Source organism: Novosphingobium sp. (assembly GCF_027486195.1).
Classification (GTDB): Bacteria; Pseudomonadota; Alphaproteobacteria; order Sphingomonadales; family Sphingomonadaceae; genus Novosphingobium.
On record NZ_JAIXPP010000070.1, the window covers coordinates 43,589 to 57,429 of the forward strand.

Here is a 13,841-nt window from a genome sequence, read left to right on the forward strand (position 1 = left end):
CACCGCTTTCGAAGCGCCAGCAGACGCTGTGCCGATCCGGATTGGAGTTTCCCTATGGCCAAGGTCCTTGTCATCGGCGCAGGCGGCGTCGGCTCGGTTGCCGTTCACAAGATGGCGATGAACCCTGATATCTTCAGCGAAGTTGCGCTCGCCAGCCGCACGCTGCCCAAGTGCGAGGCGATTGCCGCCTCGGTCAAGGAGCGCACTGGCCGCGATGTCGCGACCTACCAGCTCGACGCCGACGACGTCGCCGCCACCACCGCGCTGCTGAACGAACTCAAGCCCGCGCTCGTCGTCAACCTCGCGCTGCCCTATCAGGACCTCAACATCATGGAGGCCTGCCTCGCTGCCGGGGTCAACTACATGGACACAGCGAACTACGAGCCGATCGACGAGGCCAAGTTCGAATACAAGTGGCAGTGGGCCTATCAGGAGCGCTTCAAGGCTGCCGGCCTCACCGCGCTGCTCGGCTCGGGCTTCGATCCGGGCGTTACCTCGGTCTTCGCGACCTGGCTCAAAAAGCACAAGCTCGATACGATCCGCACGCTTGATATCCTCGATTGCAATGGCGGCGATCACGGCCAGCCCTTTGCGACCAACTTCAACCCGGAAATCAACATCCGCGAAATCACCGCCCCGGCGCGCCGCTGGGAAAAGGGCGCGTGGGTGGAAACGCCGGCGCTCACCATCCGCCAGACCTTCGATTTCGAAGCGGTCGGCCCCAAGAACATGTACCTGATGTACCACGAGGAGCTCGAAAGCCTCGCGCATCACCTGCCTGAGATCGAGCGCATCCGCTTCTGGATGACCTTCGGTGATGCCTATATCACTCACCTCACCGTGCTGCAGAATGTCGGCATGACGCGGATCGACCCCGTCCTGTACGAGGGCAAGGAGATCGTGCCGCTCCAGTTCCTCAAGGCCGTCCTGCCCGAACCCGCCAGCCTCGGCGCGCTCACCAAGGGCAAGACCAATATCGGCGATATCGCGACGGGCCTGAAGGACGGGGTGGAAAAGACTTTCTACATCTACAACATCTGCGATCACGAAGAGGCCTATGCCGAAACCGGCAACCAGGCGATCAGCTACACCACGGGCGTCCCGGCGATGATCGGTGCGGCCATGCTGGTCACCGGTACATGGGGCGGCGCTGGCGTGTTCAACATCGAACAGTTCGATCCCGATCCCTATATGGACATGCTCAACAAGCACGGCCTGCCGTGGCAGGTGAAGGAGCTTGAGGGGCCGCTGGAGTTCTGAGGGCATGCCGACTTCGCTCTGGCTTCCGCCGTTGATGCTGGTCGGCTCCAACATCGTGATGAACATTGCCTGGTACGCGCATCTCAAGGCGCCGCACCGGGCGCTGTGGATCGCGGTCCTCTCCAGTTGGGCGCTGGCGCTGTTTGAGTACATGCTCGCCGTGCCGGCCAACCGGATCGGGGCGAGCCGGTACTCGCTGGCGCAGTTGAAGACGATGCAGGAAGCGATCACCCTCGTGACCTTCGTGGGTGTCGCCTATTTCCTGTTCGGCACGCGGCCAAATCTGTCGCAGCTGGCAGGTTTTGTGTTGATCGTGGCCGGCGCGGCGCTCGTGTTCCGCTCGCCGTTTGGATGAAGGGACAGGACCGATGGAAACCAGAGCCGGCGATCCGGGCGCCTTTGCCCATTTCGACCTGACGCGCGTCGACAGCCCGGCCTTCGTGGTCGATGCCGCGCGCCTCAGGCAGAATCTGAGCATTCTCGTCGATGTGCGTGATCGGGCTGGCATTAAGGTCCTCGCCGCGCTCAAGGCTTTCTCGATGTGGCGGGTCGCGCCGCTGATCGGGGAATACCTTGACGGAGTGTGCACCTCTGGCCTGTGGGAATCGCGGCTTGCTGCAGATTACTATGCCGGTGAGATTGCCACCTACTGCGCAGCCTACAAGGCGGAGGACCTGCCCGAAATCTTCCAGCACTCGGATCATGTGATCTTCAATTCGCCCGGCCAGCATGCCCGCTTTGCCGCTGAAATCGCGGCCGCACGTGCCGCAGGTGAGCCATTCGATATCGGCTTGCGTATCAATCCCTTGCACGCGGAAGGTGAAGTGCCGCGTTATGATCCCTGCGCGCCCCATTCGCGCCTTGGCTTCCCCATCGACCAGTTGAAGCCCGAGCACCTCGAAGGCGTCAGCGGCATCCATTTTCACACCTTGTGCGAGCAGGATTTCGAGCCGCTCGCACGCACCTGGGCCGCGCTGAAGCCCTATCTCGCGCCATACTTCGGCCAGCTCAAATGGCTGAACTTCGGCGGCGGCCACCACATCACCCGCGCCGACTATCAGCGCGACGAACTTGTCGCGTTCCTGCAAGCAGTTAGGGCCGAAACCGGCTGCGAGATCTACCTTGAGCCCGGCGAGGCCGTCGCGCTCGATGCGGGCATTCTCGTCGGCACCGTGCTCGATACCCACGTCAACGGCATGCAACTTGGCGTGACGGACATTTCCGCCACCTGCCACATGCCCGATGTCATCGAGGCGCCCTATCGCCCGGCCATGCTCGGCGAACTGCCTATTGATGAATACGAGGATGGGGAAGGTGATGTCCCGGTTCGCCTCGGCGGCCCCTCGTGCCTCGCGGGTGACGTCATCGGCGATTACCGCAAGCCGGGCCTTGCCGAGCCCGGCGCGCGCTTCGCATTCCTTGATCAGGCGCATTATTCGATGGTCAAGACCACGACCTTCAACGGCGTGCCGCTCCCCTCGATCTGGCTGTGGGACAGCGAGACCGACGCGCTCGAATGCGTGAAGCGTTTTTCGTGGGAGGACTTCCGCGCCCGCGTTTCGTGAGGCAATCTCGCCGCGAAGAACACAAGGCGGAGAGATGGAAATGGCGGATGTGCAACTGGACGGCGTGACCAGTGACCCGGTGGCAATGGGATGGATGGTAGGCGCCCCGCCACCGCCTGAAAAGCGCATCCTTGGCGCGCGCGCCGATCACATGCGCTTCCCGATGATCCGCTGGTCCTATTCCAACATGCGCAGCTTCTGCCCCACCGCGCGCGTCGCAGCGAGCGGGGAGGGTACGCCGTTCGCGCGCGGACTGCGTGAGGAGCTGGGCACTGTGCGCTTCACCCCGCTTGGCCTGGACGCCGAAATCAGTTTCGACGACTCGCTGCTCTCAGCCTTCACCGATGGCATTCTCGTGCTCCACAGAGGCGAAGTCGTGTTCGAACGCTGGTTCGGCGTAACCGGCCCGGAAACGCGCCATATCGCCTTCTCGGTCACCAAGAGCTTTGTTGGCACGCTGGTCCAGATGCTGGTCGGGGAAGGACGGATCGACCTTGCCGCGCGGGTGGACAGCGTGATCCCCGAACTCGCCCCCAGCGGCTTCGGCAGCGCCACCATCGGCCAGGTCCTCGACATGACGACCGCGCTCGATTTCTCCGAGGAGTACGGCAATCCCAACTCCGGGATCGGAGCCTACAGCGCCGCGCTCGGCCTCACCCCGCGCCCGGCCAGCTACACCGGCCCGCACAACCTGTGGGATTATCTCACCACCGTCCCCGGGCAGGGCACCCACGGGGCAGGTTTCGTCTACCGCACGCCCAACACCGATGTGCTGGCCTGGATCATCACCCGAGTCACCGGCAAACCCTTCACGCAGGTCCTATCAGAGCGCCTGTGGCAGCCGCTCGGCATGCTCGGTGATGCAGACCTCATTGTTGATGAAGCCGGCGCGCCTTTTGCCGGCGGGGGCCTCAATCTGCGGCTCGAAGATCTCGCCCGCTTCGGCGAGGCGCTGCGCCTCGGCGGGCTCGGCGTGATCCCGGCGGCGGATGTCGAACGCATCCGGCAGGGCGGCGATCCGGAGCGCTTCCACAAGGCGGCCTACCCGCTGCTGGGCGGGTGGAGCTATGGCAGCCAGTGGTGGCATGCACACGATAACCACGGCTGTTTCAGCGCGCGCGGCATTCACGGGCAGACGCTTTGGATCGACCCTGTGGCCGAAATGGTCGTCGCGCGATTCGCCTCGCATCCCACGGCGGCAAACGGCGCGAACGACCCGCACTCGCTCCCGGCATGGCGTGCGCTCGCGCAAGCCTTGATGGCTTAAGGTTTTCCGCGCCTCGCCCCGAAAGTGTTTCACCTTTGTGACATCAACGTGAGGTGCCCATTTTTTCACTTGATGTTCAGGGCGGGGGGGCTATTTACCCCCTCGCTGCCCCATGGGGACTTCCAAACCGCAAGGCAGCTTTGTCGCATTTTTCCGTTTGGGGGTCCCTTGAGTTGCACATCCATCCTGATGCATTGGCTGTAGTCGGCGCAGCCGCGCCCGACCAACCTGCCATTCTGAACCGTCCGCACGCTGCGGCGCGCGCTGCCCGTTTCTTCGTCGAGAAGTTTCCGGGGCGCTCGCTCTATGCGGTCAAGGCCAATCCCTCACCGGAATTGCTCCGCGTGCTGTGGGATGCCGGGATCACGCATTACGACGTGGCCTCGGTTGCCGAGGTGCGCATGGCGCGCGCGGCGTTGCCCGATGCCACGCTGTGCTTCATGCATCCGGTCAAGACGCCGAGCGCGATCGTGGAGGCTTACCGCGACCACGGCGTGCGCGTGTTCAGCCTCGATTCGATCGAGGAACTGGAAAAGATCAGCGAAGCGACCACGGTGGCCAATGGCGGCGTGCTGCCCGAGGATCTGACGCTGTGCGTGCGCCTGCGCGTCTCGTCTGAAGGCTCCGAGCTCAGCCTCGCCTCGAAGTTCGGCTGCGATCTCACGGGCGCTGGGGAGCTTTTGCAGGCCACGCGTCAGGTCGCCGATTCGCTTGGTGTGTGCTTCCATGTCGGCAGCCAGTCGATGAGCCCGCACGCCTATGTCCAGGCGCTCGAGCGCGTGCGCGCGGCGATCGTCGATGCATCGGTTACGGTTGATATCATCGACGTCGGCGGCGGCTTCCCCTCGATCTACCCGGGCATGGAACCGCCCCCGCTGGAAGATTACTTCGGCGTGATCGACCGCACCTATGAATCGCTGCCGGTGTCCTACTCGGCCGAGCTGTGGTGCGAGCCGGGCCGCGCGCTTTGCGCGGAGTACAACTCGATGATCGTGCGCGTCGAACGGCGCCGGGGCACCGAGCTGTTCATCAACGACGGCGCTTATGGCGCGCTGTTCGATGCCGCACACGTGGGCTGGCGCTTTCCCGTCCGCCTGCTGCGTGAGAGCGCGGCGAACGAGGACGGCGAGACCGAACAGGCGGACTTCAGCTTCTGGGGCCCGACCTGCGACGACATGGACCACATGGAAGGGCCCTTCGCGCTTCCGGCGGACATCAAGGCTGGCGATTTCATCGAGATCGGCATGCTCGGAGCCTACGGCGCGGCCATGAAGACCGCGTTCAACGGTTTCGGCGCGACCGAGGTCTTCGAAGTCTCGGACGAGCCGATGGCCAGCCAGTACCGCGGTGATCGCCGCGATCCGCGCGTATCGGACAACGTCGTTTCGCTGCGCTGACAATCAAGAACACCGGTTGAAGTCCGGGTCGCAAAAGAAAGGCCCCGCGATCGCTCGCGGGGCCTTTCTCGTTTGGGGTTGTGCCGCGCGGAGAGCGGACTTGTGGTCCTCTCCCCGTATGGGCAGAGTATCAGAACTTGGCGCGGAAGCCCGCGTAGAACGACGTCCCGCTCGTTTCGGTCGGATAGGTGGTCGAACCGAGATCGGGCTGCTGGTTGAACAGGTTGTTCACGCCGCCGTAGAACTCCATCTTCTTGTTGACGGTGAGGTTGGCCGAGATGTTGTGCACCCAGCGCTGCTTGTACCAGGCGTACTTGGGATCGACGTAGTTCGGATTGCCCGCCAGACGGTCGGCCGAGTAGCGCAGGGTCTTGTCCCACCAAGAAAGGCTGTAGTTGAAGCCGAACGCCCCGCGCTGGTAGCTCGCGCTCACAAAGGCCTGGTACTGCGGCTGATAGGTCTCGCCCAGCGTGCTGCGCGGCTCGGCTCCCGGCGAATCCACGAAGGTAAGCTTGTTCAAATAGTTGCCGACGAGCTTGAGCTGGAACTCGCCCAGCTTCTCGATCGAGAAATTGTAGTTGATGTTGAGCTCCAGGCCCGAGGTCCGGAACGCGGCAACGTTCTGCGGGGAAACCGTGTAATCGACGATCAGACCGGTCCCCGGCTGCCGCTTGATCGCAGCGCAGAAAGGGTTGTCGATCGTTGCCTGATCAACGCAGAGCTCCGCCAGCTTCTGGGCGTCGACCGTGTTGATCGCCTGCTTGAGCTTGATGTCATACCAGTCGATCGCGATGGCGAGGCCGCGGATGAAGCTCGGCTGCAGCACCACACCGGCAGTCCAGGTCCGCGCCTTCTCCGGTTGCAGATTGGCATTGCCGCTGCTGATGCCCGGGACGTTCACCGTACGGGTGTCCTCGAACCCGGCGATCTGCGGTGGGGTAAGGCCTGCAGCGGTCAGGACCGCCTGACAGTTGGCTGGACGGGTCGATTTGCCCAGCCCGAGGTTCGAGGGCAGGCAGGGATCGTCGAAGAAGGTGAAGGTCTGCCCGGCCGCGCCATAGAGTTCGCCAATATTGGGCGCGCGGACAGCCTGCGAGAGTGTGCCACGGAAGCGGATATCACGCACCGGCGCCCAGGCTGCGTCGACCTTCCAGGTCGTGGCGCCACCGGTCGACGAGTAGTCTGCATAACGCACCGCGCCGCTGATATCGAGGACGTAGGCCAAAGGCTTGTCCTTGAGCAGCGGCAGGTCGAGTTCGCCGAACACTTCCTTCACATCGAACTTGCCTTGACTGATCCCCAGCTTGTTGGAGAACGTCAGGCCTTGTTGCTCCAACTCGTCGGGAACGAACCGCGAGCTTTCTTTGCGGTATTCACCGCCAACCACGAAGCCAACCGGTCCGCCGGGGAGCGAGAAGAAGCCGCGCGTATCTCCGGACAATGAAGCGTTCACAACATGCTGGGTGATGCGCGAACGCTCGGTCGTGTTGGCGCGTACAAAATCGACGCCGGCCGGGTCGCTTACGCCTTCACCGAAAAGATTGATGGGTCGGCACTCACCCGGTTGGAACGTCACCGCGCTTCCGGCGGTGGGATCGAGGTTGATCCGGCAAGTAACCTGACCAGTCGCCGGATCGCGTACCGCATCGAGCGCGGCGTTGAAGCGGTCGGTGTAGCGGTCGTTGACGAAGCGGTTGGTCACGGTCGTGCGACCGAACACATAGGACACTTCATAGTGCAGCGAGGATGAGAGATCGCCCTCGGCCCCGATTACCGAGCGGAAGGTATCGCGCTTGATGTTTTCGCCGCGCTGGCCAAGGTCGAAGTTATCCCGCGTGACCAGCACGCCGCCGAGTTCCGGATCGATCGCCGAACGAATGCTCGCCGGGATGTAGGGGTTATCTTGCGGAACATAGATATAATAGTCGAACGTCGGCTGACCGAGCGAATACGACTTGGTCGCTGCGTACTTGGCTTCGGCAAAGACCTTGAAGGCGCTCGACACTTCGTAGCGCGCGTTGAGATTGACCACATGGCGCGTGATCGCGGGCAACAGATCGTTGCCATAGTCTGAGACGAGCGTGTCGTCGCTCCCGCGCGAATAGCCGCCGGGAATTGATTGGCCGAGGTTGTAGGGCTTGCCGTCACCGCGGTAGTCCGGCTCGCCGTTGAAGTCGACATCGACCGCGCCCATGCGCGACGACCATTCGTAGCGCACGTCGTTCAGCGGGATCCGGCTGTAAACGCCCGGGGTATTGGGCGTGTAGTCCGGGTTGCGGTAGAAGCCGATCGAACGCGATCCCGTGTACTGCGGGCGATCCCGCGTCTGCAGCCGGTCGCTGTCGCCGAATTCATACGCCAACGTCACGTTGCCGCGCCCGCCATCGAAATTGTGCCCGGCGGTGATGGCTGCGAACCGGTCGCCAGAATCGCCGTACCTGCTGATCCCGGCCTGTGCTTGCGCGCTCACGCCCTCGAAGTTCTGCTTGAGAACGAAGTTGACCACGCCGGTCACGCCGTCCGCACCGTAAATGGCCGAGGCGCCGCCGGTCAGCACGTCCACGCGCTCGATCAGGCTGACGGGGATCGTGTTGATGTCGACTGCCTGCGACCCTTCGACACCGGCAACCTGGCGGCGGCCATTGATCAGCACCAGCGTGCGATCGACACCCAGATTGCGCAGGTTGAGCAGATTCAGGCCGGTGTAGCCGATGCCGGCCCGATCACCTGAGTTGTCACGCGAGGTCGATGAACCGACAAGCGCGGGCAGCGCAGTGGTCAGGAAGGTCGTGACATTGGTGACACCTTGCTTTTCGAGCAGGTCTTTCCCGAACGAAATTGTCGGGCTCGCGGTCTGGTAATCCGGGCGGCGCAGGCGCGTGCCGGTCACCACGATGCTCTCAGGTGGCGGGGCATCGGCTGCCGCAGCCGCATCGGGCTGCGGCTCTGCCTGTGCATAGGCAAGGGTAGGTAGGACGCCGACGAGAGCTAGCGTGGAAACGGCAAGATTGAGCGCGGTGCGTGACGAACGATTGCGGAACATGACTTCCCCCATGCAGAAGATCCAAAATGGCTGGAACGTGACGGTCGTTCAAGTCATTGAATCTTATCAACTGCTTTAACTTACGTAAGTGATGCATCCCTGCCACATGGCAAGGGTACTGCACGAACGCAGCAACAGTTTGTCGCAGTGGGAAATTTCTCCAGCCACCCGGCCTTAGGTGCAATTACCTATCGGCCTGGCGGCGCAGGCAAGGCGGGTTCAGGCGGCCTTGCGCTTCTCCAGCTCAAGGCGCTGCCAGATCTCGACCAGCGCATCGGTCAGTTCGATCATCATCGCTTCGGTGTGCGCCGGCCCCGGCGTGAAGCGCAGGCGCTCGGTCCCGCGCGGCACGGTGGGATAGTTGATCGGCTGCACGTAGACGCCGTACTCGGCGAGCAGGATGTCGCTCACCTTCTTGGCGCGCACGGGATCGCCGACCATCAGCGGCACGATATGCGTGGTTGAAGGCATCACCGGCAGGCCCGCATCGGCAAAGGCCTGCTTGAGGAACGCTGCGGCGGCCTGCTGGCCTTCGCGCTCGACGCTTGAGGCCTTGAGGTGGCGCACCGCCGCCAGCACGCCCGCCGCCAGCACGGGCGAAAGCGAGGTGGTGAAGATGAATCCCGGAGCATAGCTCCTGATCACGTCGATGATCCGCGAATCCGCCGCGATATAGCCGCCCATCACACCGAAGGCCTTGCCCAGCGTGCCTTCGATGATGTCGATGCGGTGCGCGGCCTCGTCACGCTCGGAAATGCCGCCGCCGCGCGCACCGTACATGCCGACCGCGTGGACTTCGTCGATGTAGGTGAGGGCGTTGTACTTCTCGGCCAGGTCGCAGATCGCGTGGATCGGGGCGACGTCGCCGTCCATCGAATAGACGCTTTCAAACGCGATCAGCTTGGGAATCGCTGGATCGCACTCGGCCAGCAGTTCTTCCAGATGTTCCACGTCATTGTGACGGAACACGCGCTTTTCTGCGCCCGAATTGCGGATACCGGCGATCATGCTGGCGTGGTTGAGCTCATCGGAAAAAATCACGCAGCCGGGCAGGATCTTGGCAAGCGTCGAAAGCGTGGCGTCGTTCGAGACATAGCCGCTGGTGAACAGCAGCGCGCCCTGCTTGCCGTGCAGATCGGCAAGTTCGGCCTCAAGATCGACGTGATAATGGGTGTTGCCGCCGATGTTGCGCGTGCCGCCGGAGCCTGCGCCGACATCGTGCAGCGCTTCCTCCATCGCGCCGATGACCTTGGGGTGCTGGCCCATCGCAAGGTAATCGTTCGAGCACCACACGGTGATCGGCTTGGGGCCATTGTGCCCGGCAAAGCAGCGGGCATTCGGGTAGGCACCCTTGTTGCGCAGAATGTCGATAAAGACGCGGTAACGACCTTCCGTATGCAGACGCTCGATCGCGGAATCGAAAACCTGATCGTAATTCACCCACGGCTCCCTATGAACCAGTTGTCACGCACATCTGCGCCATGCGCGCCCTGAAACCTGTCTCCATGGTGCGCCAGAACGACCGCCAGACCATGTCGGGCCGGAGCGGCGAGCGGCGCTTTACGCCGCTTGCAACGCCAATACCAGCGGCATTTGGGTCATATTCCCGCGTGGGAAAGCAGCTTACCGTGCGGCCTTTCGCGCCGGTGCGGGGAGCGGGCCGGCAGGCGCTGCGGCAAATTGCAACTGCTGCGCGTTGTCCTTCAGCCAGCCGAAGTCATGCCCGTAGACCACCGTCAGGCCGGGCTCGCGCTGCTTGAGTGAGGCGAGTCCCTTGATCCAGCCGAGGGTGGCGGCGCGATCCTCACTGCCGAGCCATTCCGCCACATACCGCGAACGGGGGCGCTGCCAGGTGACATTCCGGCGCATCGGCGCGGAGTCTCCGGCAAACAGAAACTCCCGGCCATTCTGGAGGCGGACGTAGATCATCTGCGTCCCGTCAAGATAGCCGGGCGTGCGCATGACCGCGATGCCTGGGGCGATTGCGGCATAACCGGCCGGATCGGCCAGAGCTGCGGGCGGGGGACCGAGCGAATCCATGAGCACCGGCGCCAGCGCTCGCAGCGCATCGATCTGCCGGGGATTGCCGATCAGCTTTCCGGCGATCTTCCGGTCCGCGAGCACGAGCGAAACCAGTCCGCCGATGTGATCGATATCCTCGCTGGTAAAAATGATCCGCTGTGAGGAACGCAACCAGCTGTTCGCGGTCTGCTGCATCTCGGGGTGATAAGCCTCGTAGCCGGTCGCAAGGGACTGGTCCCTGGTGAGGCCCGAATTGATCACGGTATCGCCGCCCGGCGTGATCAGGCGCCAGATGAAGACCGCCGTTTCGTCGGTCCTCAGGCCGCCGCCTGCAACCAGCAGCGTGCCGGGTTCATTGTCCGTCGCCACTGCGGCATACTGGATTCCCACCGGCCGCTGCCCCTGCTGGCTCTCGGCCAGACTGCGCAGACGCGCGATGTCGATTGTGCGCGGCGCAACCGAGGTCGGGCCGGGGTCCATCAGCAGCCAGTAATAGGGCACCGCGACAAGCAGGATCAGCAGCAGGGCAATGCGGGTAAACATGGTCAGTCCGATATCCCTGATACGGTCAGAACGCCAGTCGCCGGGCGATGCCATAGTGTGCCAATGCGGGCATGAGCCGCTCATCCTCGGGGTCATCCTTGGTGAACAGCGCTAGGTCTCCGGTTTTACTAGGTGCCCAGGCCTGACCTTGGGTCAGAAACGCGATCCGCCGCGCGATCCCGTCGGAGCCATCGATAAAGCGTACGTCAGGTCCGAATGCCTCGGCCAGCTCCGCTTCGAGCAACGGGAAGTGCGTGCAGGCCAGCACCACCGTGTCGATTCGCTTGCCGTCCGGCATGGCGCGCAGCGCGGCGGCGGCGCGGGCGAAAACGGCAGGATCGACCCGCTCACCGCGCAGCTTCGCCTCGGCCGCTGCGACAAGTTCGGGCGCGCCGTGGCGCAGCAAGCGCTTGTCGGCGGCGAATTCGGCCTCCAGTCGGTCGACGTAGCCTTGCCGGATCGTCGCCTCGGTGCCGAGCAGGCCGATCACTCCGGTTTGCGTCATCGCGGCTGCGGGCTTGATGGCGGGAACGGTGCCCACGATCGGCACTTCCAGCACCTCGCGCACCGAAGCGAGCGCGATCGTGCTGGCGGTGTTGCAGGCAATGCAGACGAGACGTGGGCGAAAGCGCTCGGTCAGCCGCCCCAGCAGGCCCGAAACCCGCGCCGCGATCTGCGCCTCGGTCTTGCTGCCATAGGGCAGGCCCGCATTGTCGGAAACGTACATCAACGGCGCCTGCGGCAGCAGCTTGCGCACCTTGCCGAGCACCGAGAGGCCGCCGACACCGGAATCGAAGAGCAGGATCGGTGAGGCTGGATCTGCGGAAGCGGGGGCAACGGTCATCGGGCACCCTTCTATCGGGAACGGCGGCAAAAAGGAAAGCATGCCTCTCCCCTTTGTGCCCGGTGGCGGTTAAGACCGGGCGCATGAACTCTCCATTTCTCTTGATCGCAGCCGTGTTTCTCGCTGGCTATCTCGTCGGCTCGGTGCCGTTTGGTCTGCTGCTCACGCGCCTTGCGGGCGGGGGAGACATCCGCGCCATTGGCTCGGGCAACATCGGCGCGACCAACGTGCTGCGCACTGGCCGCAAGGGGCTAGCTGCCGCCACCTTGCTGCTTGACGCTGGCAAAGGGGCGCTGGCGGTGGTCCTGGCGGATTGGTGGTTCGCGGATGATTTCGGTTTCGCCACCTTGGCTGGTTTGGGGGCAATGGTCGGCCACTGCTTCCCGCTATGGCTCGGATTCAAGGGCGGGAAGGGCGTTGCCACTATGCTGGGCATCAGCTTTGCGCTGGACTGGCGGATCGGGGCCGCCGCCGCCGCAACATGGCTGGTGATGACGCTGCTGACCCGGATCTCATCGGTGGGAGGGATGAGCGCCGCACTGGCCGCGCCTGTAAGCGCCTTGGTCCTGCTCCGCATCCCCCGCACCGATATCGGCAATTTCACGGTCGGTCTGGATTTGTTTTTTGCGATGATTGGCCTTTCAATCATGGCGGCCATCGTGCTGTGGCGGCACCGCGCCAACATCGCCCGCCTGCGCGCCGGGACCGAGCCGCGCATCGGACAAAAGGGATGAGCCTCCCCGGGCCTGAGCTGTCTGACGCTGACGTTTTTGCGCGCATCCGCCTGCTGCGCTCGCCCGGCATCGGCCCCGTCAGCTATTTCCAGCTCCTGCGCCGCTTCGGCGATGCCACCGCTGCGCTCGATGCGCTGCCCGATCTCGCCGCGCGGGGCGGGGCGCCCTACCGCCCGATCCCAGCCGACCGGGTCGAGGCTGAGATCGCCCGCCTGCACGCCGCTGGCGGAGGCTATCTCTTTCACGATTCCCCGGCCTATCCGCGGCTTCTGTCCGCGTTGGAAACGCCGCCGCCGGTGCTCACCTGGCGCGGCGACCTCTCGCTGCTGGGGCAAGGCGCGGTCGCCCTCGTCGGTGCGCGCAATGCTTCTGCCGGGGCGTGCCGCCTTGCGCGGGACTATGGCGCTGCGCTGGCGGCGCGGGGCTATGCCGTCGTCTCCGGCCTTGCGCGCGGGATCGATGCCGCCGCCCATCGCGGCGCGCTCGCGGCCATGGGCCAAGGCGGCGGCACGATTGGCGTCATCGCCAGCGGGATCGATGTGACCTACCCGCCAGAACATGCCGAACTGCAGGAGGACGTCGCCCGGCGCGGGCTGCTGCTTGCCGAAATGCCTCCGGGCACCGAGCCGCTCGCCCGCCATTTCCCCTTCCGCAACCGCATCATCGCCGGGCTCGCCGCAGGCACGGTTGTGGTGGAAGCCGCGCCGCGCTCAGGCTCGCTGATCACCGCCCGCCTCGCTGCCGAGGCTGGGCGCGAAGTCATGGCCGTCCCTGGCTCCCCGCTCGACAGCCGCTCGCGCGGGTGCAACGAACTGATCCGCGACGGGGCAATCCTCGTGCAGTCCGCTGACGATATCGCCGAGCTACTCGAACGCTTTGACGGACCGTCGCGGCTCAAGCTGCGCGAGCCGGTCTGGGCCAGTATGAACGAGCATTCCGTGCATTTTGCCCCTGAACCGGACGACGACGACGGCCCTGCCGAGATCGCCCATCTCCTCGGCATAGCTCCTGTCGCCACGGATGAGCTCATCCGCCAGAGCGGTGCCAGCGCAGGTGCCGTGCAGATGGCGCTGATCGAACTGGAACTCGCCGGCCGCCTGATACGCCATGCCGGCGGGCGCGTCTCGCTCGCCTGAAGCGGCAGAACCTGCGCCGCTGGTTGGCAA

The 13,841-nt window shown here is 64.2% G+C and carries 11 protein-coding genes; 7 read left to right on the forward strand and 4 right to left on the reverse strand.

What is annotated here, in order from left to right; translation table 11 throughout:
- The first annotated feature begins 54 nt into the window (after window positions 1-54).
- The 5 genes from Q0071_RS13145 (at window position 55) to Q0071_RS13165 (ending at window position 5,489) form a co-directional block, all read left to right on the forward strand.
- Window positions 55-1,260 carry a saccharopine dehydrogenase family protein gene (locus tag Q0071_RS13145; RefSeq protein ID WP_298169987.1) on the forward strand — a complete coding sequence of 402 codons (1,206 nt, stop codon included), beginning with the start codon at window positions 55-57 and terminating at the stop codon, window positions 1,258-1,260.
- 4 nt (window positions 1,261-1,264) lie between these two features.
- Window positions 1,265-1,615, forward strand: coding sequence for a DMT family protein (locus Q0071_RS13150; protein WP_298169990.1), 351 nt, complete (start codon window positions 1,265-1,267; stop codon window positions 1,613-1,615).
- Window positions 1,616-1,628: 13 nt separating this feature from the next.
- Entirely contained in the window at window positions 1,629-2,825 is a 1,197-nt protein-coding gene (locus Q0071_RS13155; RefSeq protein ID WP_298169993.1) for a carboxynorspermidine decarboxylase, read from the forward strand.
- Between the two features lie 34 nt (window positions 2,826-2,859).
- A complete protein-coding gene (locus Q0071_RS13160; protein ID WP_298169996.1) occupies window positions 2,860-4,092 on the forward strand; it encodes a serine hydrolase domain-containing protein in 1,233 nt (410 codons plus the stop codon).
- A gap of 173 nt (window positions 4,093-4,265) precedes the next feature.
- Complete coding sequence (locus Q0071_RS13165; RefSeq protein WP_298169999.1) at window positions 4,266-5,489, forward strand: type III PLP-dependent enzyme; 1,224 nt, start codon at window positions 4,266-4,268, stop codon at window positions 5,487-5,489.
- A 130-nt stretch (window positions 5,490-5,619) separates the two neighbouring features.
- On the opposite strand, the gene Q0071_RS13170 is transcribed toward Q0071_RS13165, so the two are convergent.
- The 4 genes from Q0071_RS13170 to murI all read right to left on the reverse strand — a co-directional run bounded on the left by Q0071_RS13170 (window position 5,620) and on the right by murI (window position 11,941).
- Window positions 5,620-8,532: a TonB-dependent receptor gene (locus Q0071_RS13170; protein ID WP_298170002.1), complete on the reverse strand. Its 2,913-nt coding sequence runs from the start codon at window positions 8,530-8,532 to the stop codon at window positions 5,620-5,622.
- Between the two features lie 219 nt (window positions 8,533-8,751).
- The gene (gene hemA / locus Q0071_RS13175; protein ID WP_298170005.1) at window positions 8,752-9,972 is read right to left on the reverse strand and encodes a 5-aminolevulinate synthase; all 1,221 of its coding nucleotides are present in this window, start codon (window positions 9,970-9,972) and stop codon (window positions 8,752-8,754) included.
- A gap of 183 nt (window positions 9,973-10,155) precedes the next feature.
- The gene (locus tag Q0071_RS13180) at window positions 10,156-11,151 is read right to left on the reverse strand and encodes a hypothetical protein (protein WP_298170008.1); all 996 of its coding nucleotides are present in this window, start codon (window positions 11,149-11,151) and stop codon (window positions 10,156-10,158) included.
- Window positions 11,123-11,941, reverse strand: coding sequence for a glutamate racemase (gene murI, locus Q0071_RS13185; protein WP_298170012.1), 819 nt, complete (start codon window positions 11,939-11,941; stop codon window positions 11,123-11,125). The genes Q0071_RS13180 and murI overlap by 29 nt, the downstream gene beginning before the upstream one ends.
- An 83-nt stretch (window positions 11,942-12,024) precedes the next feature.
- Here murI and plsY point away from each other — a divergent pair, with 83 nt between their 5' ends.
- Both plsY and dprA read left to right on the forward strand, forming a co-directional pair.
- Window positions 12,025-12,675 (forward strand): glycerol-3-phosphate 1-O-acyltransferase PlsY, encoded by a 651-nt coding sequence (plsY, locus tag Q0071_RS13190; protein ID WP_298170215.1) that lies wholly within the window; start codon window positions 12,025-12,027, stop codon window positions 12,673-12,675.
- Window positions 12,672-13,811 carry a DNA-processing protein DprA gene (gene dprA / locus Q0071_RS13195; protein WP_298170015.1) on the forward strand — a complete coding sequence of 380 codons (1,140 nt, stop codon included), beginning with the start codon at window positions 12,672-12,674 and terminating at the stop codon, window positions 13,809-13,811. The genes plsY and dprA overlap by 4 nt, the downstream gene beginning before the upstream one ends.
- The last annotated feature ends 30 nt before the right edge of the window (window positions 13,812-13,841 follow it).